Genomic DNA, 25,152 nt, shown 5'->3' with positions numbered 1-25,152 from the left:
CGGCACGTACCTGCCGGTGAAGGGATTGATCAGCCATGGCAACGGTCACTTTTGACAAGGCTTCCCGGGTCTACCCGGGCACCGAGCGCCCCGCGGTCGACGCGCTCGACCTGCACATCGAGGACGGCGAGTTCCTCGTCCTCGTCGGCCCCTCCGGTTGTGGCAAGTCCACCTCGCTCCGCATGCTCGCGGGCCTCGAGGACGTCAACGCGGGCCGCATCCTCATCGGCGACCGCGACGTCACGGACGTCCAGCCGAAGGACCGCGACATCGCGATGGTCTTCCAGAACTACGCGCTGTACCCGCACATGACGGTCGCCGACAACATGGGCTTCGCGCTCAAGATCGCCGGCACGCCGAAGGCGGAGATCCGCCAGCGCGTCGAGGAGGCTGCCAAGATCCTCGACCTCTCGCAGTACCTCGACCGCAAGCCGAAGGCCCTCTCGGGTGGCCAGCGTCAGCGCGTCGCCATGGGCCGCGCGATCGTCCGCTCCCCCCAGGTGTTCCTCATGGACGAGCCGCTGTCGAACCTCGACGCCAAGCTCCGCGTCCAGACCCGTACGCAGATCGCGTCGCTGCAGCGTCGTCTCGGTGTCACCACCGTCTACGTCACGCACGACCAGACCGAGGCCCTCACCATGGGCGACCGCATCGCGGTCCTCAAGGACGGCCTCCTGCAGCAGGTCGGCACGCCGCGCGACATGTACGACACCCCGGCCAACGTCTTCGTCGCCGGCTTCATCGGCTCGCCGGCCATGAACATCGGCACCTTCCCGGTGCTCGACGGCACCGCGAACCTGGGCCGCGCCCGCGTCGCCGTGCCGCGCTCGGTCATCGGGCAGTTCACCGAGGACGACCGCAACCACATCACGGTCGGCTTCCGCCCCGAGTCCGTCGACGTCGTGCCCGAGGGCACCCCGGACGGCATCCCGATCATCGTCAACATCGTCGAGGAGCTCGGCTCCGACGCGTTCGTCTACGGCTCGCTCACCAACGAGTTCGGCCGCGCGGACTCGGTGCACTCCGGTGCCGGCGACGCCCAGGTCATCGTGCGCGTCGACCCCCGCCAGGTTCCTGGCAAGGGCGAGACGATCTTCATCCGGCTCCGCGAGGGCGAGACGCACCTCTTCCACGCGGGCTCGGGCGAGCGCATCGCCGTCTGACCTCAGCACGTCCTGCCCAGGGCGGCGTCGGCTCCGGCCGACGTCGCCCTGTGGTTTTCCGGCGGGGACCTGTCGGGGTTCTCTGAGAGGATCGAGCCCATGAGCCCGACGCCGCAGCGCCTCCAGATCACCGCGGCCTCCCCCGACCCCGCGCTCCTGGACCTGCCGTGGGACGTCCCCCTCGAGGACTGGCCGGCGGAGACGCTCGCCGCCCTGCCCCGCGGCATCTCGCGGCACATCGTGCGGTTCGCCAAGCTCTCCGGCCGCGTCATCGCCGTCAAGGAGATCGGCGAGACCGTCGCCTACCGCGAGTACGAGCTCCTGCGCCAGCTCCGCCGCCTCGACGTCCCGTCCGTCGAGCCCGTCGGCGTCATCACCGGTCGGCGGGACCCCGACGGCGAGCCCCTCGAGGCCGTGCTGATCACGCAGCACCTGCAGTTCTCGCTGCCCTACCGCGCGCTGTTCAGCCAGTCCCTGCGCCCCGACACCGCGACCCGCCTCATCGACGCCCTCGCCGTGCTGCTCGTCCGGCTGCACCTGGCCGGCTTCTACTGGGGCGACGTCTCCCTGTCGAACACCCTGTTCCGCCGCGACGCCGAGACGTTCGCCGCGTACCTCGTGGACGCCGAGACGGGCGACCTGCACGACAAGCTGTCCGACGGGCAGCGCGGCTACGACCTCGAGGTCGCCCGGGTCAACATCATCGGCGAGCTCATGGACCTGCAGGCCGGGGAGTTCCTCGAGGAGGACGTCGACGCCGTCGCCATCGGGGACGCGCTGGCCGAGCGGTACGGCGAGCTGTGGCGCGCGCTCACGGAGTCCGAGTCGTTCACGTTCGGCGACCGCTGGCGCGTCCAGGCCCGCATCGACCGCCTCAACGACCTGGGGTTCGACGTCGGCGAGCTCGACATCACCACGGACGTCGACGGCACCAGCGTGCGCATCCAGCCCAAGGTCGTCGACGCCGGGCACCACTCGCGGCGGCTCATGCGGCTCACGGGCCTCGACGTGCAGGAGAACCAGGCGCGCCGCCTGCTCAACGACCTCGACGAGTTCCGGGCCGCCACCGACCGCCAGCGGGACGACGAGTCGTTCGTCGCGCACGACTGGCTGACCGACATCTTCGAACCCGCCGTCCGCGCCGTCCCCCGCGAGCTGCGCGGCAAGCTGGAGCCCGCGCAGATCTATCACGAGCTGCTCGACCACCGCTGGTACCTGTCGGAGCAGGCGGGCCACGACGTGCCCATGCAGCAGACCGCGAAGAGCTACGTGAAGAACATCCTGCCCACCCGCCCCGACGAGCAGGCGATCCTGGGCGTGCAGGCCGGCGAGATCCCGGACACCGACATGATCCCGCGCGTGCGGCAGGACCAGATCGACGACGACGAGCTCATCGGCTAGACGCCGCGCTGGCGGGCCACCTCGAACAGCGCGATGCCCGCGGCGACGCCGGCGTTGAGCGACTCCACGGCCGACGCGATCGGGATGGACGCGATCGCGTCGCACTGCTCGCGCACCAGCCGCGAGAGGCCCTTGCCCTCGGAGCCGACCACGAGCACCAGCGGGTCGGTCGCGTAGGGCAGGTCGGTGATCGTGACGTCGCCGCCGCCGTCCAGCCCGACGACGAACACGCCCGCGGCCTTGAGCCCCTGCAGCGTCCGGACCAGGTTGGTCACGCGCGCGACGGGGACCCGCGCCGCGGCGCCCGCGGACACCTTCCACGCCGATGCCGTGACGCCGGCCGCGCGACGCTCGGGCACCAGCACGCCGTGCGCGCCGAACGCCCCGGCCGACCGCAGGACGGCGCCGAGGTTGCGGGGGTCGGTGACGCCGTCGAGAGCGACGATCAGCGCCGGCCGGTCGGACTCGGCCGCCGCGTCGAGCAGGTCCTCGTCGTCCGCGTACGCGTACGGCGGGACCTGGATCGCGACGCCCTGGTGGACCGATCCGTCCGTGAGCCGGTCGAGCTCCGCGCGGCTGACCTCGAGCAGCGGGTAGTTCGAGTTCCCGGCGACGCTGATGATCTCGCGGGTGCGGTCGTCGGCCTCCAGTCGGGCGGCGATGTACACGGTCGACACCGGGATGCCGGCGCGCAGGGCCTCGACCACCGAGTTCCGTCCGGAGACGATCTCGTGCGTCGAGCTCTTGCGGCCACCCTTGGAGCCGGCCGCGCTGCGGCTCGCCGACGCCTGCTGACGGCCCGACGTGCCCCGGGTGCCGGCGACCGCGCGGCGCTCCGCGGCGATCTTCGCCTTGTGCGCGGGGTGGTACTCGCGGTCCTCGGCCTTGGGCGTCGGACCACGCCCCTCGAGGGACCGGCGGTTCTTGCCGCCCGTGCCCGCGCTGGCGGTCTTCTTCGAGCTGCCCTTGCGGACCGCCCCGCGGCGCTCTGAGTTGCCGGCCATGTTCAGTTCTCCATTCTCTGGTCGAGCTGGTCCTGCGCTCCGCTGCGGGCGGGTGCCGCCTCGCGACCCCCACCCTCCACTCCGCTTCGGATCAGCTCTCCATCTGGTTGCTGTCGGAGCGTCCGGCGGCCAACGACCACCGCGCCCCCGTCGGTGAGTCCTCGACGACGACGCCGGCCGCCGCGAGGCGGTCCCGGATCGCGTCGGACGTGGCGAAGTCGCGTGCGGCACGGGCCTGCGCGCGGGCCTCGAGCTCGGCCGCGACCACCGACTCGAGCGCCTTGGCGTACCGGGCGTCCCCCCCGTGCGCGCGCCACTGCGGGCCGCCGGGGTCGAGGCCCAGGACGTCGAGCATGCCGCGCAGCACCACCATCGCGTCGCGCGCCTCGGCGAGGTCGCCCCGGGCGAGCGCCGAGTTGCCGCTGCGCAGGTGCTCGTGGACGACCGCGAGCGCGGCAGGGACGTTGAGGTCGTCGTCCATCGCGACGACGAACTCCTCGGGCAGCTCGACGCGCCCGACCTCGACGTCGTCGGCGGCGCCGACCTTCTCCGCGGCGCGCTCGACGAAGCCGGCGAGCCGGTCCCACGTCGCCTCGGCCTCGCGCAGGGTGTCGTCCGTCCACTCGAGCATGGAGCTGTACTGCACCGCCGTCATGGCGTACCGCAGGACCGACGCCCGCTCCTTGGCCAGGACCGCGGTGACCAGCAGCCCGTTGCCCAGCGACTTGCTCATCTTGGCGCCGCCCTGCGTGACCCAGCCGTTGTGCAGCCAGTACTGGGCGAACCCGTAGCCCGCCGCACGCGACTGCGCCTGCTCGTTCTCGTGGTGCGGGAAGCGCAKGTCGAGGCCGCCGCCGTGGATGTCGAAGGTGTCGCCGAGGTAGCGCTGGGCCATCGCCGAGCACTCCAGGTGCCAGCCCGGCCGGCCACGACCGAACGGGGTGTCCCACGCGGCGGTCGCCGGCTCCCCCGGCTTGGCGGCCTTCCAGAGCGCGAAGTCGCGGGGGTCGCGCTTGACGTCGTCGTCGACGGTGCCGTCGGGCGCCGGGATCATGTCGTCGACCCGCTGGTTGGTCAGCGCGCCGTACTCGGGGTAGCTGCGGACGTCGAACCACACGTCGCCGGCACCGGTCGTGTACGCGTGCCCCGTCTCGACCAGCCGGTCCATGAGCTCGACCATCGCCGGGACGTGGCCCGTCGCGCGCGGCTCGTGGCTGGGCGGCAGCACGCCGAGCGCGTCGTACGCCGAGGTGAACGCGCGCTCGTTCGTCGTCGCCCACGCCCACCACGGCTCGCCGGCGTCGGCGGCCTTCGCCAGGATCTTGTCGTCGATGTCGGTGACGTTGCGGATCAGCGTGACCTTGTTGCCCGACCGGCGCAGCCAGCGGACCAGGACGTCGAACGCGATGGCCGAGCGGAGGTGGCCGATGTGCGGCGGCGCCTGCACGGTGGCGCCGCACAGGTAGATGCCGACCTCTCCGGGCACGAGCGGGACGAAATCACGCACCGTCCGGGTCGCGGTGTCGAAGAGGCGCAGAGTCACGTGCCCAGGCTACCGGCGCGCCGCACCCCCGCCTTTCACGCCGCGACCGCCGCGCGCGGGCGATGACGGGCAGGAACGCACGCCCCACCCCGCAACGTCCGCGTACCTACGTGCTCCAGCCCCCACTTGCGCGGACGCTAGCGATCCACCGCCGCAACGTCCGCGTACCTACGTGCTCCAGCCCCCACTTGCGCGGACGCTAGCAATCCACCGCCGCAACGTCCGCGGACCTACGTGCTCCAGCGCCTACGTGCGCGGACGTTGCCGACCACGGCGTCGGCTCAGCCGAAGGTCTTCTGCTCGCCGCGGTACGTCGGGACGGTGGTCTCGAGGGTGGTGCCGCGGACCAGGTGCACCTGCTCGAAGCGCTCCATGACCTCGCCGGACTTGGCGTGCCGGAACCAGACCCGGTCGCCGACGCGTAGGTCGGCCCCACCGGAGAGCCGCAGCGGGGTCTGCACCTCGCCGGCGCCCTCGCGGCTGGTGAGCGCCAGCCCCGCGGGCCAGACGGGCCGCGGCTGGCGGGACTTGGTGGCGGGGCCGGAGGCGATGTACCCGCCGCCGAAGGCCGTGGCGAACCCCGGCCCGGGGATCCGGACCACGTCGAGCCCGAAGAACGCGGCGGGCCGGGGGGTGAACGAGCGGTAGGCGTCGAAGAGCGTGGGCACGAACAGGCCGGAGCCGGCGGTGACCTCGGTGACGACGGGGTCGGCCGCGCTGGTGGCCACGGAGCCGGAGCCGCCGGAGTTCACGAGCGTCAGCGGATGGCCAGCCGCGGCCTCGACGGCGGCGACGACGGCGGCGCGGCGGGTGGCCAGGTCGGCGATCGACAGGCGCTTGACGGCGCGGACGGCGGGCGACGAGTCGGGCAGGCCCGCCACCTGCGCCTCGTAGAACATGACGCCGACCACGTCGACCCCGGGCCGCGCCGCGATCGCGGCGGCGAGGGCACCGGCGTCGGCGGCGGAGTGCACGGGCGATCGCCGCACGCCCAGGTGGGCAGCGATGGGTCCGAACCGGATCTTGAGCGACGCGTCGACGTCGAGGCACAGGCGCAGCGTGGCCCCGTGGGCCTGCGCGGCGCGGGCGGCGAGCTCGACCTGGGCGACGTCGTCGACCATCAGCGTGACGGCCGCGGCGGCGACGGGGTCGGCCGCGAGCGCGTCGAGGGCACCGGTGTCGACGGTCGGGTAGCCCAGCAGGACGTCGTCGACACCCTGCCCGACCAGCCAGAGCGCCTCACGCAGCGAGTACCCCATGACGCCGGCGAAGCCGGGCTGCGCGAGCACCCGCTCGAGCACGTGCCGCACGCGGACGGACTTGCTGGCCACGCGGATGGGCGTCCCGCCGGCACGTCGCACGAGGTCGGCGGCGTTGGCGTCGAGGGCGTCGAGGTCCACGACGGCGAGCGGCGCGGGAAGGTCGTGCGTCGCCTCGTCGAGGCGATCGCCGAGCGTGCGGGTCATGCGTCTGCTCCAGCGGTCACGGGGGCCTCATGCTGCCGCACGACGCCGAAGCGGCCCGCGAGGACCGCCACGGCGATCACGAGGACGGCCGGGACCGCGAAGCCCCAGCGGAGGTTGGACTGGCTGCCGATCACGCCGACGAACACGCCGCCGAGCACGGCACCCACGTAGTTGAAGCCGTTCAGGCGGGCGACGACCGCGTCCGCGTGCCCGGGGGCGAGCTCCCCGGCGGCCGAGAAGCACAGGGGCGCGATCAGGCCGAGGCCCGCGCCGGCGACCGCGAACCCGAGCACGGCCTGCCCGGGCGCCTGGCTGGTGAGGACGAGCAGGAGCCCGGCGGCACCCACGAGCGACGCGACGCGCACGACGGTCGCGCGGCCCCAGCGGCGGACGCACGGGTCACCAGCGAGGCGCGAGACGAGCGTCATGGCCAGGTAGGCCGCGTACCCGAGCTTGGTGATGGTGCCGGTGGTGTCCAGCACCTCGTGCATGAAGATCGGGCTCCACGTGGAGACCGCCTGGTCGTTCACGTAGTACGCCACCACGCCGAGCCCGAGCAGCAGCAGGGGTCCCCACGGGATCGGGGGCTTGACCGGGTCGATGCGCGGCTCGGCCGGCGAGGCGGGCGCGACGACCGCGTCCGCGGGAGCGACGCGCTCGCGCCAGGAGCCGCGCCAGACGACGACGGACGTCGCGGCGGCGACGACGGTCCCGAGGAGCAGCGTGAAGGCGACCGGGTCGGTGGAGACGCGCCCGGTCGAGACGGCGATGAGCAGGGTGCCGACGATCCCGCCGACGGACCACGAGGCGTAGAAGCTGGTGAGCAGCGACTTCCCGTAGATGCCCTGGACGGCTACCGCCTGCATGTTGGTGCCCGCGTCGACCATGCCGAGGCCCACGCCGTACAGGGCGAACCCGCAGGCGAGGACGACGAACGTGGGCGCGACCGCCACCACGACCACGGCGGTCGCGACGACGACCAAGCCGGTGCCGAGGACGGCGCGGCTTCCGCCCGGGGTACGCGCGATCCGGTCGGCGACGAGCGTGCCCACGCCGGCCATGACGCAGACGCCGAGGATCACCGCGGAGATGGTGAGGTCGTCGATGCCGTAGCGGTCCTTGAACGAGTCAAGGCTCGTCAGGATCATCGCGAAGACGAATCCCTGGGCGGCGAACCCGAGCGAGCCGGCGACGCGGGCACGCCGGGCGACGGACGGCACGGACGCCGGGTGCGCCGCCGGCGCGTCGGGCACGGGCGCGCTCACGCGGGCGTCGTCGGGGCAGGCTCGAGCTCGTCGTCGGGCGCGAGTGCGGCCGGGACGGCCATCGTGGCGAGGAACCTGCCGAAGCCCTGCAGACCCAGGCGCGCGGTCTCGGAGTCGCCGTCCACCAGCCACGCGAGCGAGAAGCCGTCGACCACCGCGACGATCGACCGCGCCAGCGTGGCGCGCGGCACCGCCCAGCCGACGCCGGCAGCGCGCTCGACCAGGTCGAGCACCTGCTCGGCGGCGGCCCACTGGCCGCGGTACTGCTCGATGGCCACCTGGTTCAGCTCGGGGTGGCGCAGCGAGGACGTCGTCAGCTCGTAGGAGAGCAGCTGGGGACCGCGCGAGTCCTGGATCCCCGCCCAGAGCGCGTCGATCACGTTCTCGATGACGCTCTCGGTGCTGGCCGCCTCCTCGGGGAGCTCGCCCAGGCTGCGCTCGAGGTTGGCCGACGTGATGGCGTGGGCCATGGCGCGCAGCAACTCGTCCTTGTCCTGGAAGCAGTAGTGCACGACTCCCAACGAGACACCCGCCTCCGCGGCGACGGCGCGCACGGTGGCCGCCTCGATGCCGTCCCGGCTCGCGACGGCGAGCGCAGCCTCGATCAGCTGCTCGCGCCTCTCGGCCACAGGCAAGCGGTTCATGAAGGGTCCCCTCCCTCAGTGCGACGGCCCCACCGACGGTCGACCACCGGTGGCGAGGCCGACGCCTCCCCAGTGCACAGTTCAATATCCCTTGTCACGATAGTCAAGGACCTGGCGCACTTGACTTGGACAACTGCCCAGTTGCACCCTCTGTCGTATGGGAAGACTGCCGGCCGCCGGCGCCTGGCAGAACTGGGCACGCACCGCGAGCGCAACGCCGCAGCGCGTGCTGTACCCCGGTGACCTGGACGAACTGGTCGCAACCGTACGAAACGGGGCGGCCGACGGCCTGCGGGTCCGCGCAGTGGGTGGCGGCCACAGCTTCACCCCCGTGGCGGTCACCGACGGGGTGCACCTGCGGCTCGACTCGCTGGACACGTTCGAGCGTGTCGCACCCCAGTCGGACGGCACCACGCACGTCACCGTGGGCGCCGGGATCAAGCTAGGTGCCCTGAACGCCCGGCTGGCGGAGCAGGGCCTGGCCATGCGCAACCTGGGCGACATCGACAAGCAGTCGATCGCCGGCGCCATCTCGACCGGCACCCACGGCACCGGGTCCCGGCTCGGCGGCCTGGCCACGCAGGTGGTGGGCGCACGCCTGGTCACGGCGACGGGTGACGTCGTCGAGACGTCCCGCACGCAGCAGCCCGAGCTGTTCGAGCTGGCGCGGCTGGGCCTCGGGAGCGTCGGCGTGCTCGCCGCGGTGACCCTCGAGGTCGTGCCCGCGTTCCGGCTGGAGGCGCGCGAGGAACCGTGGGCGCTGGAGGCCGTGCTCGAGCAGCTCGACGGCCCCGACGGCCTGGTCGAGGTCAACGACCACTTCGAGTTCTACTGGTTCCCGCACACCCGGCGGGCGCTGACCAAGCGCAACAACCGCGTGGCCGACGACGTCGAGCGGCCGCTGCACCCCGTGCGCGGCTGGGTGGACGACGAGCTGCTCTCCAACGCCGTGTTCTCGCTCGCGAACGGCGTGGCCACCCTGATGCCGTCGACCACCGCGTCGATCAACGGGTTCGCCGCCCGCGCGCTCAGCTCGCGCCGCTACACCGCGCCGTCGGCCGAGGTCTTCGTGTCGCCACGGCGGGTGAAGTTCCGCGAGATGGAGTACGCCATCCCGCGCGACCGGCTGCTCGAGGTGCTGCAGGAGATCGACGCCTGGATCGAGTCGAGCGGCGAGCGTGTGCCGTTCCCGGTCGAGGTCCGGTTCGCCGCGGCCGACGACCTGTGGCTCTCCACCGCGCACGGTCGGGAGACCGCCTACGTCGCCGTGCACCAGTACGTGCGCCTGCCGTACGCGCGGTACTTCGCGGCCGTCGAGCGGATCGTGGCGCAGGTGGGCGGTCGGCCGCACTGGGGCAAGATGCACTGGCTCGAGGCCGAGCAGCTGGGCGCCCTCTACCCGCGCTTCGCCGACGCCCAGCGCGTCCGCGCCGAGGCCGACCCCGAGGGCGTGTTCAGCAACGCGTACCTGGAGCGGCTGCTGGGAAGCGGGGAACGCCGCGCGGCGTAGCTTCGCGCGGGTGGTCGATCACAGCGCGGCGTAGCTTCGCGCGGGTGGTCGATCACAGCGCCGCGTAGCTTCGCGCGGGTGGTCGATCACAGCGCGGCGTAGCTTCGCGCGGGTGGTCGAATACAGCGCTGCGCAGCTTCGCGCGGGTGGTCGACCAGGTGCTCAGCGCCTGGCCACCGTCGACCCCCGAATCACCAGGCGGCCGGACACGTACTCCGTGCCGGACCCGATGTCGACGCCGTCCAGGGCGGCGAACACCCGCTGCGCCGCGGTGCGTCCGAGCTGCTGCAGGTTCGCGTCGATGCTGGTGAGCTCCGGGCGGGCGTTGGTGGTCAGCACCTCCCAGTTGTCGAACCCCATCACGGCGAGGTCGCCGGGGACGGACCGCTGCAGGTCCCGGGCGGTGTCGAGCGCGCCGCGGGCGATCTGGTCGGAGCCGCAGAGCACGGCGTCGACGTCGGGGTGCCGGGCGAGCAGCATCGCGGTGGCGTCGCGCCCCCACCGCTCGGACCACTCGCTGTACATGACGTCCCCGACCAGCTCGAGGCCGGCGGCGTGCAGGCCCGCGGTGACGCCGGCGGCCCGGTCGCGTGCCGCGGCGTAGGCGTGCTCGCCCGTGATGTGCGCGATGCGGGTCCGTCCGCAGGCCACGAGGTGCTCGACCGCGATGCGGCCGGCGCTCACGTTGTCGGGCGTGATCGACAGGTCGGAGGCGTCGTCGGACGGGGCGTACGCGTAGACGACGGGCACGGGGATGTCGTGGCCGAGCGACGGGCGCGGGTCGGTCTGCCGGCCCACGACGATGAGCCCGTCGACGCGGCGGCTGAGCAGCGCCCGCAGGTGGTACTGCTCGCGGATGGTGTCGCCGCGCGCGTCGCAGAGGAACACGTTGACCTGTCCCGCCCCGAACGCGTCCTCGGCGCCCATGAGGATCGGGATGACGAACCGGCCCTCGAGGTCGCTGGTGAGCAGGCCGACGGTGCCCGTGCGGCCGGCGAGGAGGCCGCGGGCGAGCGGGTTGGGGCTGAACGACAGCCGGTCCGCGGCCTCGATCACGCGCTGCCGGGTGGTGTCCTTGACCTGGTCCCTGCCGTTGAGCGCCTTCGAGGCCGTGGCCACGGACACGCCGGCGAGGCGGGCGACGTCGGAGAGCGTCACCGCACGAGCGGGTTCTGAGCGTGCCACGGGCCCCCTCCCAGCGTGCGGCTCGGCGTCGACGCGACGCCGGCGTCGCGTTCGTGATCGAACTGTAACCGCCACACCCCGTTGACGCGCCACCCACCGCCGAACTATCTTCAGAAAACCTTTTCGGCGAGTTTCGGAATCCGCTCGGTTCGACGACGAGCCCGCTGGTGCGCAGGTCCGGGCACCCGCGGGTCGACGAGAGCTCGATCGTCCGGCCCGCCCGATCCTCGCGAACCGATAAGGGTTTCGTCCCATGACCCCCGGGGTGCCGACGGCGGCACCCGCTCGACGAAGAGCACGAGGAGAGCCCCATGAGGATCACCCGCACCCGGTCGGCAGGCACCCGCCTGGCCGCCGGGGTCGTGACGGCAGGCCTGCTGGTCGGCCTCGCGGCATGCACCAGCGCCAAGGACGACACCAGCACGGGCGGCAGCACCGCTGACGTCACGGCCGGCACCGACGGCACCGACGACGGCACCAAGCTCACCCTGTGGACCCGCGCCCCGCTGGAGAAGCAGGCCAAGCTGCTGGTCGCGGCGTACAACGACTCGCACAAGAACCAGGTCGAGCTCACCGTCGTCCCCAACGACGACTACGTCGCCAAGGTCGGCGCCGCGGCCGGCTCGGGCGGCCTGCCCGACCTGTTCGCCGCGGACATCGTCTACGTCCCGAACTGGGTCAAGCAGGGCCTGTTCCAGGACATCACCGCCCAGATCGACGCGCTGCCGTACAAGGACGCGATCAACAAGGGCCACCTCACCGCCGGCACCCAGGACGGCAAGGAGCACGTGCTGCCGTTCGTCCTCGACCTGTCGATGCTGTTCTGGAACAAGGACCTCTACAAGGAGGCGGGCCTCGATCCCGAGACCCCGCCGGCCAACATGACCGAGTACGTCGCCAACGCCAAGGCGATCCAGGCCCTGAACAAGCCGGACACCTACGGCACGGCGACGGGTCTCAACTGCGGCGGCTGCCTGGTGTTCACCTGGTTCCCGTCGGTCTGGGCCGACGGCGAGCAGGTCATGAACGAGGACGGCACGGAGTCGCTGCTCAACAGCGACACGGCCAAGGAGATCTACTCCGGCTGGAAGGACATGTGGGACTCGGGCGCCGTGCTCCCGTCCTCCAAGGACGAGGCCGGACCCACGTGGACCGCGGGCTTCACCGAGGGCAAGGTCGGCCAGATGCTCTACCCGGCGACGCTGCTCTCCTCCACGACCGGCTTCGACGTCGGCGTGGCCGGGATCCCGGGACCGAAGGGTGGCGGGTCGACGTTCGTCGGCGGCGACGGCATCGGCGTCTCGAAGGACTCGAAGAACGCCGCCCAGGCGTGGAACTTCCTGTCCTGGATGATGTCCGAGGACGCCCAGGTGGGCGTGCTGGCCAAGGACAACGACGTCGTGTCGCGCAGCGACCTGGCCGACAACCAGTACTCGTCGCAGGACCCGCGCCTCATCACGATCAACGAGGTCGCCGGCAAGGGCGACACCCCCGTCGCGCTCAACTTCCAGCAGGCGTTCAACGCGCCGAACAGCCCCTGGCTGACGCTGGTGCGCAACGCGGTGCTGGGTGACGGGAGCTCGGTCGACACGGACAACGACGAGATCACCGCGGTCCTCGGCCAGTAGTCCGCTCGGTCCGCTCGTCCGGTGGGTGTCGTAGGGCACGACGACACCCACCGGTCGGGCCGCCACGCCCCCAGCACCACACGAGAGGCCTCCCCACCATGACCGTCCAGACGGCCGCCCCACCCCGGGCGGCGACCCCGCCGACCCGGCGCCGCAGGAACGGGTCCCGCCTGCGCGGCTGGGCCTACGCGTCGCCGACCGCGCTGTTCGTCCTCGTCCTGTTCGTCGTCCCGCTGGGACTCGTCTTCCGGATGAGCGCCTCGAAGTGGCCGCTGCTGACGGGCGACCAGGGGATCAACTTCCCCGACAACTACACCAACGCCGTGCAGAACCGGTTCTTCGTGGACTCGGTGCTGTTCACCCTGAAGTACACGGTCCTCGCCACGATCCTGCTCATCGCGCTCGGTCTCGGGCTCGCGCTGCTGGTGCAGGAGTCCACGCGCTGGAAGGGGTTCCTGCGCACGTCGTTCCTGGTGCCCAGCGCCCTGGGCCTCGCGTCGGCGTCCCTGCTCTTCTACGTCCTGTACTCGCCGCTCGCCGGCCCGCTGGCGCCCTTCATGGAGCGCATGGGATGGAGCTTCCTGGGCACGCCCAACGCGGCGCTGGCGTCGACGCTGTTCCTCATCGTGTGGCGGTACGCCGGCTTCTACATGCTGCTCATGCTGGTGGGGCTGCAGTCGATCCCGAGCGACATCTACGAGGCCGCCCGCATGGACGGCGCCAGCCGGTGGAACACCTTCAGCCGGATCACGATCCCGCTGCTCAAGCCCACGCTCGCGCTGACCACGATCCTGTGCGTCACGGGGTCGCTGCTCGCGTTCGAGCAGTTCTACATCCTCACCAAGGGCGGCCCGGACAACAGCACGATCACCGTGGTCCAGCTCATCTACTCGGTGGCGTTCCAGGGCCAGAACGACCTCGGCGTCGCCGCGGCGCTCTCGGTCATCGTGCTGGCCGCGCTCGTGGTCATCAACGTCGTCCAGCTCCGCGCCTTCCGCGGCTCGGACGAGAGCTGAGGGGCCGACGATGACCATCGCAGGAGTCCGCAACCACCCCGACGCCGAGCTCCCGCTCGAGCCCGCGAAGAGGGCCGCACCGCCGACGACGATCGGCGGACTGGCCCTGCGCACCCCGTTCTGGGTGTTCTCCGGCGCCATCGCCGTGATCTTCCTGTTCCCGCTGGTGTGGACCGCGTTCTCGTCGGTCTCCCCGCACCCGGGCACCGGGCAGGTCGACGGCTGGGGCCTCGGCAACTACGTGACGCTCGCGCACTACCAGGCGGGCATCTGGCAGTACCTCGCCAACTCGGTGTTCGTCTCCGGGCTGTGCGTGGTGCTCACCCTCGCCATCTCGACGCTGGGCGGGTACGCGTTCGCCCGGTTCCGCTTCCCGGGCCGCAACGCGCTCTTCATGCTCACGCTGGCGATCCTTATGGTCCCGTACGCCACGCTGCTGATCCCGCTGTACGTGCTGCTCAACTCGATCGGGCTGCAGAACTCGCTGGTCGGCGTCGCGCTCGTGCTCACCATGTTCCAGCTGCCGTTCTCGACGTTCATGATGCGGATCTCGTTCGAGTCGATCCCGCGCGAGCTGGACGAGGCGGCCATGGTCGACGGCTGCTCGTCGTTCTCGGCGCTGTGGCGCGTGCTGCTGCCGGCCGTGAAGCCGGGGCTGATCACGGTCGGGCTGTTCGCCTTCCTGGCGGCGTGGAACGACTTCTTCGCCCCGCTGATCCTCATCAACGACTCGAACAAGCTGACGCTCCCGCTCGCCGTGGCGAACCTGCGGGTCCAGGTGCAGGGCGTCATCGACTATGGCGCCACCGAGGCCGGCGTGGTCGTCCTCGCCCTCCCCTGCATCGTCCTGTTCCTCCTGCTCCAACGACACTACGTGCGCGGCTTCATGTCGGGTGCGCTCAAGGGATGACCACCATGACGACCACACGAGCGACGCCGGTCGCCCCCTCGCGCGGGGCGCTGCGCCCCCTCGGCCTCGACGAGGTCCAGATCACCGGCGGCTTCTGGGCCGAGCGGCAAGCGGTCAACGGCGCCGCGAGCCTGGCGCACATCGAGCACTGGATGGAGCGCGAGGGCTGGATCGGCAACTTCGACGCGGCCGCCGACGGTTCCCTGTCCGGGCAGCCGGACAAGCACATGGGCCGGGAGTTCTCCGACTCGGAGGTCTACAAGCTGCTCGAGGCCATGGCGTGGGAGATCGGCCGCACCGGCGACGCCACGCTCGAGGCCCGCTTCCGCGCGCTGGTCGCACGCGTCGCCGCTGCCCAGGAGACGGACGGCTACCTCAACACCAACTTCGGCCGGCCCGGCCAGCGCCCGCGGTACTCGGACCTGGAGTGGGGCCACGAGCTGTACTGCTACGGCCACCTGTTCCAGGCGGCGGTCGCGCGGGCACGCACCCGACCCGACGCCGACGACGGCCTGCTGGCCGTGGCCCGGCGCGCCGCCGACCACGTCGTCGCCACCTTCGGCCCGGACGGCATCCGGTCGGTCTGTGGGCACCCCGAGATCGAGCCGGCCCTCGCCGAGCTGGGCCGCCTGACGGGCGAGCGCGCGTACGTCGACCAGGCCGCGCTGTTCGTCGAGCGCCGCGGCACCGGCACGCTGGCCGACATCGACCTGGGCCGCGACTACTTCCAGGACGACGTGCCGGTGCGCGAGGCGACCGTCCTGCGCGGGCACGCCGTGCGGGCCAACTACCTGGCGGCGGGAGCGGTCGACGTGGCCGTCGAGACGGACGACACCGCGCTGCTCGCCGCCCTGACCACACAGTGGGAGACCACGGTCGCCCGCCGGACGTACGTCACCGGCGGCCAGGGCTCGCACCACGAGGGCGAGTCGTTCGGCGACGACTACGAGCTGCCGCCGGACCGCGCCTACTCGGAGACCTGCGCGGGCATCGGCTCCGTCATGTTCTCCTGGCGTCTGCTGCTCGCGCAGGGCCTGCCGCGGTACGCGGACCTGGTCGAGCGCACGCTGTACAACGTGGTCGCCACGTCGCCGTCGGCGCAGGGCACGGCGTTCTACTACACGAACACGCTGCACCAGCGCGTGCCGGGCACGGTCCCGCCGACGGACGTCGCGAGCCCCCGGGCCTCGTCGTCGCTGCGGGCGCCGTGGTTCGCCGTGTCGTGCTGCCCCCCCAACGTGGCCCGCACGCTCGCCAGCCTGGCCACCTACGTCGCCACCACGGACGACGACGGGCTGCAGCTGCACCAGTACGCGCCCGCGCGCATCCGCACCGCGCTGCCGGACGGCCGCCGCGTCGAGCTGGACGTGGAGACGGCCTACCCGCGCGACGGCGTGGTCCGGGTGACCGTGGTGAGCACCGAGGACCGCCCCTGGACGCTGAGCCTGCGGGTGCCCGCCTGGGCGCAGGGCGCGACGCTGGTGACCCCCGACGGCGAGCAGTCCGCGCCCACCGGCACGGTCGCGGTGCACCGCCGCTTCGCCGCCGGCGACGTGGTGGAGCTGCGCCTGCCGGTCGCGCCGCGCGTCTCGAGCGCCGACCCGCGCATCGACGCGGTCCGCGGGTGCGTCGTGGTCGAGCGCGGTCCCGAGGTGCTCTGCGTGGAGTCCGTCGACGCGGGCCGGGACGTCGGTGACCTGAGGCTCGACCTGGACGCCGGCCTGCGCGAGGTCGACGGGCAGGTGCTGGCGACGATGGTCGCCGGGACCGCCGACGACGCCGCCTGGCCGTACGGTCCGGCGAGCGAGCGCCCTGTCGCGCGCACCGCGCAGGTGCCGCTGATCCCGTATCACCACTGGGCCAACCGCGGACCGTCGACCATGCGGGTGTGGATCCCGAGAGGGTGAACGCTCCGCACGGCGGCGGCCGTGCTCTGGCCTTGCCCCGGCGGCAGGTGCAGAGTGTGCCGGGTGGCACTCACCAGCAGGGCCGTCGTCGCGACCGCGTACGGCGGGCCCGAAGTTCTCCGCCTGATCGACGTCGACCCGGGCGAACCCGGGCCGGGCAACGTGCTGATCGAGGTGCGGGCGGCCGGCGTCAACCCCACCGACTGGAAGGGCTACGCCGGCCTCTACGGCGCCGACCCCGCCAAGCTGCCGATGCGGCTGGGCTACGAGGTGGCCGGCGTGGTGAGCGCCGTCGGGCCGTCCGTGCGGTGGCTGACCCCGGGTGACGAGGTCATCGCGTGGCGGGTCACCGGTGGCTACGCGGACCGCATCGTCGCCTCGGAGCAGGTGACCGTGCGCCGGCCGGCCACTCTCGACTGGCCCGCCGCGTCGGGTCTGCTGCTCACCGGCGCCACCGCCGTGCACACCCTGAGCGCGACCGGCACCCACGACGGCGACGTCGTGCTCGTGCACGGCGGCTCGGGGGGCGTCGGGCGCATGGTGGTCCAGCTCGCGGTGCTGCGCGGGGCGCAGGTCATCGCGACCGCCTCACCGTGGCACCACGACGACCTGCGCGCCCTCGGTGCTGTCCCCGTGGCCTACGGCGACGGCCTGCTCGACCGGATCGCCGACGCCGTCCGCTCGACCGGCCCGGTCACCGTCGCCATCGACACCGTGGGCACGGACGAGGCGCTCGACACCTCGGTGGCGCTGGTGACCGACCGGCTGCGCATCGCGACGATCGCCGGGTTCCGCCGCGCAGGCGAGCTGGGCATCAGGGCACTCGGGGGTGGGCCGGGCGCCGACCCGGGCACCGCGGTGCGCGAGGCGGCACGCGCCCAGCTGGCGGAGCTGGCGTCGGACGGCTCCCTCGACGTCCGGGTGGCGCAGACCTATCCGCTGTCCGAGGTGGCGCAGGCCCACCGCGACGGCCAGGCGGGGCACGCCGCGGGCAAGCTCGTCCTCATCCCCTAGCGGCTCCTAGAAGGGCAGCGGCGGGGGCGTCTCCGTGATCTCCCGACGGTGCTGCTCGTCCAGTCCGCGCAGCCCGGCGCTGGTCGCCTCGAGCACCTCCAGCGGGACGCGGACGCGCACCCGGACGGCCTGGACCCCGTTGTCGCGGTGGGGCAGCGGCGGGTGCTGGAGCGCTCCCACCACGGGGAGCCTCTCGGTCTGTGCCTCGGACGACTGTGTCACGCCGGGGACGGTACCTGCCCCGGCCAACCGGACGCCAGCCCAGATTTCGGACGCGCCGCTGACCTGCGCGCACACGCCGCTGCGACGTCAGGCAGTGCCGATCTCCGCCGCCAGCGCCCGCAGCTCGTCCAGCACCCGGCGCACGACCAGCCGCTCGGCCCGGTCCCGCCGCAGCAGCGCGTCGATCCGCCGGCCGGCGCGGACGCCCGCGAGCGGCACCAGGCGGACGTGGGCACCGCCGCCGAACGTGTAGCGGGGCAGCAGGGACACCCCGTGGCCCGCGGCGACGAGCGCCTCGACCACGTGGAAGTCGTTGACGCGGTGCACGATCTGCGGGTTGCCGGCGACCGCCCCGAGCACCGTGGCCACCGGGAACCCCTCCCGCACCGCGATCCACGGCAGGTCGCGCAGGTCCTCCGGGCGCACGTCCGCCCGGTCGGCCAACGGGTGGTCGAGCGGGACCGCCACGTCGAGCGGCTCGCGCAGCAGGGGCACCACGCGCACGGCGTCGCCGCCCGCCCAGCCGACCCCGCCGTCGGGTCGGTGCGCGACCACCACGTCCATCCGGTCGGTGAGGCCGACGAAGTCGTCCTGCGCGACGTCCTCGTCGGTGCACTCGAGCGTGATCCCGTCGATCGAGGCGACCCGCGTCAGCAGCGCCGGCAGCAGCAGCTGCGCGCCGCTCTGGAACGCGGACACCCGTACGACGCCCTGCGGCCTTGCGAGGAACTCGTCGCACGCGGCGCGCGCCCGCTCCAGCGCGACGGCGACGTCCACCGCGGCGGCGGCCAGCGCCTCTCCGGCCGGGGTGAGCCGCAGCCCTCTCCCGACGCGCTCGGTCAGCGGCACGCCGACCTCGCGCTGCAGCTGGGCCACCTGCTGGGACACGGCGGACGGCGTCAGGTGCCGCACCGCCGCCGCGGCGGTGATCCCGCCCTGCGTGCCGACGGCACGGAGCGTCTCGAGCGCGCGCGGATCCATGCAGCGACGCTACATCGTCACATCACGTTCTTTCGCTGGTGCTGCACGGACGTCGCGACGCATGCTCGGACCATGCCCGCCCGCGACCGACTGCTCGCCGCGCTCGTCGCCGTCTGCTGGGGCCTCAACTTCCCCGCGATCCACCTGTCGCTGCAGCAGTTCCCGCCGTTCTTCCTCGTGGCGCTGCGGTTCGCACTCATCGCCGTGCCCACCCTGCTGCTGGTTCCCCGGCCGACCGCGCCGTGGCGCTGGATCGCGCTGTACGGCCTCGGCTTCGGGGTGCTGCAGTTCGTCTTCCTCTACCTGGCCATGTCGTCGGGCATGCCGACCGGGCTCGCGTCGCTGGTGCTGCAGTCGTCGGCCCCGTTCACCGTGGTGCTGGCGGGGGTGTTCCTGCGCGAGCGGATCACGGCCCGGCAGGGCGCGGGGATCCTGCTCGCGGTCGCCGGCCTGGGCGGCATCGCGGCGCACCGGGCCGGGCTGGCGGGCGGCGCGACGCTGGTCCCCGTGCTCCTGACCCTCTGCGGCGGGCTGGGCTGGGCGGTCGGCAACCTCGGCAACCGCCGCGCGGTCCAGGCACAGCCGGGCGAGCCATTCCGCCTGATGCTCTGGATGTCCGTGGTGCCCCCGCTGCCGATGCTGGCGCTGTCGCTCGTGGTGGAGGGCCCGGCGCGCATCGCCGACTCGTTCCGCGGCCTCGGCACCGCGCAGGGGTTGCTCGCCCTCGCCGGTCTGCTGTTCACCGTCGTCGTCGCGACCCTGATCGGCTCCGGCCTGTGGACCACCCTGATGGGCAGGCACCCGTCGAGCACCGTGGCGCCGTTCTCGATGCTCGTGCCCGTGGTGGGCATCGGCGCCTCGTGGCTGCTGCTGCGCGAGCGCACGTCGGTCGTCGAGCTCGCCTGGGGGGCGCTGGTCCTCGCCGGGGTGCTGCTGGGCAGCACCCGTCGCCGTCAGCCGGTCGCGACGACCAGCGCCGTGGCGATCGCGGCGACGCCCTCGCCGCGACCCGTCAGCCCGAGCCCGTCCGTGGTGGTGGCCGAGACGCTGACCGGGGCGCCGACGGCGTCGGAGAGCGCCGCCTCGGCCTCCGCGCGCCGCTGACCGACCTTGGGCCGGTTCCCGATCACCTGGACCGCCACGTTGCCGATCTCGAACCCCGCCGCGCGGACCCGCCGGGCGGCCTCCGCCAGCAGCGTGGCGCCCGCGGCGCCGGCCCACTGCGGCTCGGCCGTGCCGAAGTTCGACCCGAGGTCGCCCAGGCCCGCCGCCGAGAGCAGGGCGTCGGCCGCGGCGTGCGCGGCGACGTCGGCGTCGGAGTGGCCCGCGAGCGGCCGCTCCCCCGGCCACGCGAGGCCCGCAAGGTGCAGGACCGCGTCCGGCGCCGGCTGCGGGTCGTAGGCGTGCACGTCGACGCCGATCCCGGTGCGGGGCAGCAGGCTCACGCGTCGTCCTCCGTCGGCAGCGCCGCGAGCACCAGGTCCCGGGCGGTCGTGATCTTGGCGGCCCGCCAGTCGCCGGCCACCACCCAGACGGGCTCGCCCAGCCGCTCGACCAGGCCGGCGTCGTCGGAGGCCGCCAGGGTCTCGTCGTGGGCGTCCGCCGCGCCCTGGGCGTGCGCACGGAGCAGCAGCTCGCGCGCGAACCCCTGGGGCGTCTGGACGGCGCGGAGCTCGGTCCGCGGGACTGTCTCGAGCACGGGCTCGACGGCGATACCCCGGTGGGGGGCGACGCGCTTGATCGTGTCGGTCACGGGKACCCCGGGCACCACGGCCGGGTGGCCGTCGCGCACCGCGTCGACCACGCGCGCGACCAGCGACGGCGGCGCGAGCGGACGGGCCGCGTCGTGCACGAGCACCACGTCGACGTCGTCGGCCCGCGGGTCGCCCACGAGCGCCGCGAGGCCCGCGGCGACGGACGCCTGCCGGGTCGCTCCGCCGGCGACGACGAGCAGCGCGACCTCGTCGGAGAGGTGCGCGAGCTCGCGCTCGATCGCGTCGAGGTGGAAGGCGGGTGCCGTCACCACCAGCACCTGGACGCGCTCGTCGCCCGCCGCACGCGCCGCCAGCAGGTTGCGGGCGGCGTGCGCGACGAGCGACTGACCTTCCAGAGGCACGAGGGCCTTCGGGAGGGAATGACCGAGCCTGCTGCCGCTCCCGGCGGCAGTCAGGACTGCAGCGACGCTCACCTGGTCAGGTCGGCGTCAGGACGCGAGGACCTCGTCGAGGATCGCTTCGGCCTTCTCCTCCTCGGTGTGCTCGGCAAGTGCGAGCTCCGAGACGAGGATCTGGCGGGCCTTGGCGAGCATGCGCTTCTCGCCCGCGGACAGGCCGCGGTCGGCGTCCCGGCGGGAGAGGTCGCGGACGACCTCGGCCACCTTGATGACGTCGCCGGACGCGAGCTTCTCGAGGTTCGCCTTGTAGCGGCGCGACCAGTTGGTCGGCTCTTCGGTGTACGGCGCGCGCAGGACCTCGAACACCTTGTCGAGACCTTCCTGGCCCACGACGTCACGGACGCCCACCAGGTCGACGTTCTCAGCCGGGACCTCGATGGTGAGATCCCCCTGAGCGACCTTGAGCTTGAGGTAGAGCTTGTCCTCTCCGCGGATGGTTCTGGTCTTGATCTCTTCGATCAATGCCGCACCGTGGTGCGGGTAGACAACGGTCTCCCCAACAGTGAAAGTCATCTGCAGGTGTCCCCTTTCGCAGAGGGGTATCTTATCACGCCCTTTTTGGCCTTTTGCCGCGTGATTACGCCCATCCCTGCAGGTCACGGGCCGGTGACGCGCCCCGCCGCGGGCTCGGGCCCGAGCGGCCGGTCGGGCGTCCGGCACGCAGGGCGGACCCCCGCGCGGCGGATAGGCTGAGCCCCGACGCACCACCCGCCGACCAGCCCGCAGCGCCCGACGCCCCGAGGAGTCATCGTGACCTCGCCCCGCCCCCGCACCCTCCGGGCGACCGCCCTCGCCGCCGGCGTCGCCGTCGTCGGGCTCGCGCTCGCCGGCTGCTCCGCCACCAACCGGATCACCACCGACGACCCCTACAGCGCGTCCGACGGGATCCGGGTCGTGCTGGGCGACGTGCGCGGCAGCGACCTGCTGGTCGTCTCCGAGGCGAAGGGCGAGCCGGGCAACCTGCTCGGCGGCCTCATCAACGACAGCACCGAGGACCGCACCGTCACGGTGTCCGCGGGCGACGACTCGACGGACGTCGAGCTCGGCCCGAAGGAGACCGTCCTCCTCGGCGGCGGGGACGCGCCCGAGGACGGGCAGGCCACCGTCATCTTCTCGTCCGTCGACGTCCCGCCGGGCGCCGTGCTGAAGGTGACGATCTCGACGCCGGAGGACGGCTCCACCACGGCGGACGTGCCGGTGCTCGACGGCTCCCTGCCCGAGTACGCGACGTCCGTGCCGACGCCGACCCCGTCCGACTGACCGCACGGGCACGAGAAGAGGGGCCGCCCGATGCCGGACGGCCCCTCTTCTCGTCCCGAGGCTCAGCCGAAGCGGCCCGAGATGTAGTCCTCCGTGGCCTGCTCGCGCGGTGAGGAGAAGATGGTCGAGGTCTCGTCGATCTCGACCAGGCGACCCGGCTGACCGGTCGCGGCCAGATTGAAGAAGGCGGTCCGGTCGGAGACGCGGGCTGCCTGCTGCATGTTGTGCGTGACGATGACGATCGTGTACTCGGCCTTGAGCTCCGCGATGAGGTCCTCGATCGCGAGGGTCGAGATCGGGTCGAGCGCCGAGCACGGCTCGTCCATGAGGAGCACCTGCGGCTTGACCGCGATCGCGCGGGCGATGCAGAGGCGCTGCTGCTGGCCGCCCGAGAGGCCGGAGCCGGGCCGGTTCAGGCGGTCCTTGACCTCGTTCCAGAGGTTCGCGCTGCGCAGCGACGTCTCCACGACCTCCTCGGCGTCGGACTTGGAGATGCGCTTGTTGTTCAGCTTGATGCCGGCCAGCACGTTCTCGGCGATCGACATCGTCGGGAACGGGTTGGGGCGCTGGAAGACCATGCCGACCTGTCGACGGACCGCGACGGGGTCGACGTCCGAGCCGTACATGTCGATGCCGTCCATCGCGACGGTGCCCTGGACGTACGCGCCCGGGATCACCTCGTGCATCCGGTTGAGGGTGCGCAGGAACGTCGACTTGCCGCAGCCGGACGGGCCGATGAACGCGGTCACGGACCGGGGCTCGACCGACATCCCGATGTCGGCGACCGCCTTGAAGTCGCCGTAGAAGATGTTGAGGTCCTTGACGTCGATTCGCTGTGCCATGGGGGATCTCCTTGTGGGGCTCAGGCCCGGGTCTTGGGCGCGAACCAACGGCTCACGCCGCGCGCCACGAGGTTGAGCAGCATGACGACCAGGATCAGCACGAGCGCCGCGCTCCAGGCCCGGTCGTAGTTGATCGTCGGGATGCACGCGGCGTCGCCGGGAGCACAGGGCACGAGCCCGGCCGCGTACTGGCGGTACACGTACACGGGCAACGTCATCATGTTGCCCTCGAACACGTTGTTGTTGATCGAGTCGGTGGCGCCGACCGTGATGAGCAGCGGCGCCGTCTCGCCGATGACGCGGGCGATGGCGATCATGACGCCCGTCGTGATGCCCGCCACGGCCGTGCGCAGGACGATCCGGATGATCGTCAGCCACTTCGGCACGCCCAGCGCGAACGATGCCTCGCGCAGCTCGTTGGGCACGAGGCGCAGCATCTCCTCGGTCGAGCGGATGACCACGGGGATCATCAGCACCGAGAGGGCGGCCGCGCCCACCACCCCGCTCGTCGCGCCCGGCCCGACCACCAGGTAGAACAGCGAGAACGCGAACAGACCGGCGACGATCGACGGGATGCCGGTCATCACGTCGACGAGGAACGTGACCGCCCGCGCCAGCGAGCCGGAGCCGTACTCGACGAGGTAGATCGACGTCAGGATGCCGATCGGCACCGAGATGAGGGTGGCCAGGCCCGTGATGAGGATGGTGCCGAGCAGCGCGTGGTAGACGCCGCCCGCGTCCATGCCGCCGTACACGTTGCGCATCGAGTGCGTCAGGAAGTAGAGGTCGAACCGGCCCATGCCGTTCGCGATGACGCTCCAGATGAGCGAGACCAGCGGGATCATCGCGAGGACGAAGGCGCCCCAGATGAGCACCCGCATGATGCGGTCCGTGCGGCGGCGGCGCGGGTCGACCTGCCCGAGCAGTCGCCGCAGCTCGTCGGTGTCCGGGGACAGCGTGTCGGTGATGGCCATGTCAGTTCGCCCCCGAGAATTCCTTGCGCCGCGCGATGATGCTGCGGGCAGCGAGATTGACGAGCAGCGTGATGATGAACAGCGCGAGACCGGTCGCGATCAGGGTCGAGCGGCCGATGTCGTTCGCGTCGTTGAACCGGGCCGCGATGTTGGCGGCGATGGTCTGCTGCTGGCTCGCGACGAGCAGCTTGAACGAGTAGAGCAGCCCGGGCGACAGGATCATGAGGACGGCCATGGTCTCGCCGAGCGCGCGGCCGAGGCCGAGCATCGCGGCGGACGTGACGCCGGAGCGGCCGAACGGCAGGACGGCCATCCGGATCAGCTCCCAGCGCGTCGCGCCGAGGGCCAGGGCGGCCTCCTCGTGCAGCCGCGGCGTCTGCAGGAACACCTCGCGGCTCACGGCCGTGATGATCGGCAGGATCATCACGGCGAGCACGATCGCGGTCGTCATGAGGACGCGCGGCGGGTTCGAGGCGTTGCCGTGGGCGTCGCCCGCGAACAGCGGGATCCAGCCGAAGTAGTCCACGAGGAACTGCCAGACCGGCTGGACCTTGGGCGCGAGCACCTGCACGCCCCAGAGGCCGAACACGACGGACGGGATCGCGGCGAGCAGGTCGACCACGTAGCCCAGGACCGAGGCCATCCGGCGGGGCGCGTAGTGCGAGATGAACAGGGCGATCCCCACGGCGATCGGCACGGCGATCACCAGGGAGACGATCGCGGCCAGGATCGTGCCGAACACCAGCGGTCCGACGACGCTCCAGAGGTTGCCGCCCGCGGGGATCCACGGCACCACCGAGGCGAGGTCGCCGTGGGTGAGGGCCGGCATGGCCTCGATGAGCAGGAAGATGGCGACTGCGGCGAGCACGGCGAGGATGACGATGCCGGACCACACTGCCAGGTACCGGAACCCGCGGTCGAGGCCGCGGTCGGTCGGCTTGGAGCGGCGTTTCCGCGGTGATGCTGCCGGCGCGGGGGCCGGGGTCATCGCTGTCGTGGGCGAGGCCAACGAATCTCTCCTGTCAGGGAGTCGAAGTGCGTCGT

The 25,152-nt window shown here is 72.4% G+C and carries 23 protein-coding genes and 1 pseudogene; 10 read left to right on the top strand and 14 right to left on the bottom strand.

All coding sequences use genetic code 11. The features are described 5' to 3' along the window. Positions 1 to 35: 35 nt before the first annotated feature. On the top strand, positions 36 to 1,163 hold the full coding sequence (locus AC1DQC_RS01970) for an ABC transporter ATP-binding protein (protein ID WP_477049554.1): 1,128 nt from the start codon (positions 36 to 38) through the stop codon (positions 1,161 to 1,163). A gap of 99 nt (positions 1,164 to 1,262) precedes the next feature. Continuing rightward, entirely contained in the window at positions 1,263 to 2,564 is a 1,302-nt protein-coding gene (locus AC1DQC_RS01965; protein WP_477049553.1) for a DUF4032 domain-containing protein, read from the top strand. On the opposite strand, the gene rlmB is transcribed toward AC1DQC_RS01965, so the two are convergent. The 5 genes from rlmB to AC1DQC_RS01940 form a co-directional block, all read right to left on the bottom strand. After that, the gene (rlmB, locus tag AC1DQC_RS01960; protein ID WP_477049552.1) at positions 2,561 to 3,568 is read right to left on the bottom strand and encodes a 23S rRNA (guanosine(2251)-2'-O)-methyltransferase RlmB; all 1,008 of its coding nucleotides are present in this window, start codon (positions 3,566 to 3,568) and stop codon (positions 2,561 to 2,563) included. The genes AC1DQC_RS01965 and rlmB overlap by 4 nt on opposite strands. Before the next feature lie 91 nt (positions 3,569 to 3,659). After that, positions 3,660 to 5,111, bottom strand: a complete 1,452-nt coding sequence (gene cysS / locus AC1DQC_RS01955) for a cysteine--tRNA ligase (protein WP_477049551.1) — start codon at positions 5,109 to 5,111, stop codon at positions 3,660 to 3,662. A gap of 281 nt (positions 5,112 to 5,392) precedes the next feature. Continuing rightward, entirely contained in the window at positions 5,393 to 6,577 is a 1,185-nt protein-coding gene (locus tag AC1DQC_RS01950; RefSeq protein ID WP_477049550.1) for an alanine racemase, read from the bottom strand. Further along, positions 6,574 to 7,842, bottom strand: a complete 1,269-nt coding sequence (locus AC1DQC_RS01945; RefSeq protein WP_477049549.1) for an MFS transporter — start codon at positions 7,840 to 7,842, stop codon at positions 6,574 to 6,576. The genes AC1DQC_RS01950 and AC1DQC_RS01945 overlap by 4 nt, the downstream gene beginning before the upstream one ends. Further along, positions 7,839 to 8,486, bottom strand: a complete 648-nt coding sequence (locus AC1DQC_RS01940) for a TetR/AcrR family transcriptional regulator (protein ID WP_477049548.1) — start codon at positions 8,484 to 8,486, stop codon at positions 7,839 to 7,841. The genes AC1DQC_RS01945 and AC1DQC_RS01940 overlap by 4 nt, the downstream gene beginning before the upstream one ends. Positions 8,487 to 8,643: 157 nt before the next feature. On the opposite strand from AC1DQC_RS01940, the gene AC1DQC_RS01935 reads away from it, so the two are divergent. After that, positions 8,644 to 9,996 (top strand): D-arabinono-1,4-lactone oxidase, encoded by a 1,353-nt coding sequence (locus tag AC1DQC_RS01935; RefSeq protein ID WP_477049547.1) that lies wholly within the window; start codon positions 8,644 to 8,646, stop codon positions 9,994 to 9,996. Between the two features lie 162 nt (positions 9,997 to 10,158). Here AC1DQC_RS01935 and AC1DQC_RS01930 read toward each other — a convergent pair whose 3' ends face one another. Continuing rightward, positions 10,159 to 11,154 carry a LacI family DNA-binding transcriptional regulator gene (locus AC1DQC_RS01930; protein WP_477049546.1) on the bottom strand — a complete coding sequence of 332 codons (996 nt, stop codon included), beginning with the start codon at positions 11,152 to 11,154 and terminating at the stop codon, positions 10,159 to 10,161. A gap of 338 nt (positions 11,155 to 11,492) precedes the next feature. On the opposite strand from AC1DQC_RS01930, the gene AC1DQC_RS01925 reads away from it, so the two are divergent. The 5 genes from AC1DQC_RS01925 to AC1DQC_RS01905 all read left to right on the top strand — a co-directional run bounded on the left by AC1DQC_RS01925 (position 11,493) and on the right by AC1DQC_RS01905 (position 17,656). Continuing rightward, positions 11,493 to 12,809, top strand: coding sequence for an ABC transporter substrate-binding protein (locus AC1DQC_RS01925; protein ID WP_477049545.1), 1,317 nt, complete (start codon positions 11,493 to 11,495; stop codon positions 12,807 to 12,809). Positions 12,810 to 12,907: 98 nt separating this feature from the next. Next, positions 12,908 to 13,825 carry a carbohydrate ABC transporter permease gene (locus AC1DQC_RS01920; RefSeq protein ID WP_477049544.1) on the top strand — a complete coding sequence of 306 codons (918 nt, stop codon included), beginning with the start codon at positions 12,908 to 12,910 and terminating at the stop codon, positions 13,823 to 13,825. A gap of 10 nt (positions 13,826 to 13,835) precedes the next feature. Then, complete coding sequence (locus AC1DQC_RS01915; RefSeq protein ID WP_477049543.1) at positions 13,836 to 14,735, top strand: carbohydrate ABC transporter permease; 900 nt, start codon at positions 13,836 to 13,838, stop codon at positions 14,733 to 14,735. After that, positions 14,732 to 16,642, top strand: a complete 1,911-nt coding sequence (locus tag AC1DQC_RS01910) for a glycoside hydrolase family 127 protein (RefSeq protein WP_477049542.1) — start codon at positions 14,732 to 14,734, stop codon at positions 16,640 to 16,642. The genes AC1DQC_RS01915 and AC1DQC_RS01910 overlap by 4 nt, the downstream gene beginning before the upstream one ends. A gap of 63 nt (positions 16,643 to 16,705) precedes the next feature. Next, entirely contained in the window at positions 16,706 to 17,656 is a 951-nt protein-coding gene (locus AC1DQC_RS01905) for a quinone oxidoreductase family protein (RefSeq protein WP_477049541.1), read from the top strand. Positions 17,657 to 17,662: 6 nt separating this feature from the next. Here the strand turns inward: AC1DQC_RS01905 and AC1DQC_RS01900 are convergent, their stop codons facing one another. Together AC1DQC_RS01900 and AC1DQC_RS01895 are read right to left on the bottom strand one after the other, a co-directional pair. Beyond that, positions 17,663 to 17,878 (bottom strand): hypothetical protein, encoded by a 216-nt coding sequence (locus AC1DQC_RS01900; RefSeq protein ID WP_477049540.1) that lies wholly within the window; start codon positions 17,876 to 17,878, stop codon positions 17,663 to 17,665. Positions 17,879 to 17,965: 87 nt separating this feature from the next. Continuing rightward, on the bottom strand, positions 17,966 to 18,859 hold the full coding sequence (locus AC1DQC_RS01895; RefSeq protein WP_477049539.1) for a LysR family transcriptional regulator: 894 nt from the start codon (positions 18,857 to 18,859) through the stop codon (positions 17,966 to 17,968). 72 nt (positions 18,860 to 18,931) lie between these two features. Here AC1DQC_RS01895 and AC1DQC_RS01890 point away from each other — a divergent pair, with 72 nt between their 5' ends. Next, entirely contained in the window at positions 18,932 to 19,963 is a 1,032-nt protein-coding gene (locus AC1DQC_RS01890) for an EamA family transporter (protein ID WP_477049538.1), read from the top strand. Here the strand turns inward: AC1DQC_RS01890 and AC1DQC_RS01885 are convergent. The 3 genes and pseudogenes from AC1DQC_RS01885 to AC1DQC_RS01875 all read right to left on the bottom strand — a co-directional run. Continuing rightward, a pseudogene (locus tag AC1DQC_RS01885) lies at positions 19,885 to 20,268 on the bottom strand (2-C-methyl-D-erythritol 2,4-cyclodiphosphate synthase); the annotation flags it as partial. The gene AC1DQC_RS01890 and the pseudogene AC1DQC_RS01885 sit on opposite strands and share 79 nt — an antisense overlap. Before the next feature lie 32 nt (positions 20,269 to 20,300). Further along, positions 20,301 to 21,047 carry a 2-C-methyl-D-erythritol 4-phosphate cytidylyltransferase gene (gene ispD, locus AC1DQC_RS01880; protein WP_477049537.1) on the bottom strand — a complete coding sequence of 249 codons (747 nt, stop codon included), beginning with the start codon at positions 21,045 to 21,047 and terminating at the stop codon, positions 20,301 to 20,303. Between the two features lie 15 nt (positions 21,048 to 21,062). After that, positions 21,063 to 21,545, bottom strand: a complete 483-nt coding sequence (locus AC1DQC_RS01875) for a CarD family transcriptional regulator (RefSeq protein WP_055916922.1) — start codon at positions 21,543 to 21,545, stop codon at positions 21,063 to 21,065. Between the two features lie 237 nt (positions 21,546 to 21,782). Here AC1DQC_RS01875 and AC1DQC_RS01870 point away from each other — a divergent pair, with 237 nt between their 5' ends. After that, on the top strand, positions 21,783 to 22,292 hold the full coding sequence (locus tag AC1DQC_RS01870; RefSeq protein WP_477049536.1) for a hypothetical protein: 510 nt from the start codon (positions 21,783 to 21,785) through the stop codon (positions 22,290 to 22,292). A gap of 62 nt (positions 22,293 to 22,354) precedes the next feature. Here AC1DQC_RS01870 and pstB read toward each other — a convergent pair whose 3' ends face one another. From pstB to pstC, 3 genes are read right to left on the bottom strand one after another with little or no spacing between them, the layout of a single operon-like run. After that, complete coding sequence (gene pstB, locus AC1DQC_RS01865) at positions 22,355 to 23,134, bottom strand: phosphate ABC transporter ATP-binding protein PstB (RefSeq protein ID WP_477049535.1); 780 nt, start codon at positions 23,132 to 23,134, stop codon at positions 22,355 to 22,357. Between the two features lie 20 nt (positions 23,135 to 23,154). Next, the gene (pstA, locus tag AC1DQC_RS01860; protein WP_477049534.1) at positions 23,155 to 24,108 is read right to left on the bottom strand and encodes a phosphate ABC transporter permease PstA; all 954 of its coding nucleotides are present in this window, start codon (positions 24,106 to 24,108) and stop codon (positions 23,155 to 23,157) included. Between the two features lies 1 nt (position 24,109). Beyond that, positions 24,110 to 25,096 carry a phosphate ABC transporter permease subunit PstC gene (gene pstC / locus AC1DQC_RS01855; RefSeq protein WP_477049533.1) on the bottom strand — a complete coding sequence of 329 codons (987 nt, stop codon included), beginning with the start codon at positions 25,094 to 25,096 and terminating at the stop codon, positions 24,110 to 24,112. Between the last annotated feature and the right edge of the window lie 56 nt (positions 25,097 to 25,152).

This window comes from Cellulomonas sp. P4_H12, assembly GCF_056400905.1.
This window is presented reverse-complemented; position numbering and strand designations above follow the sequence as displayed.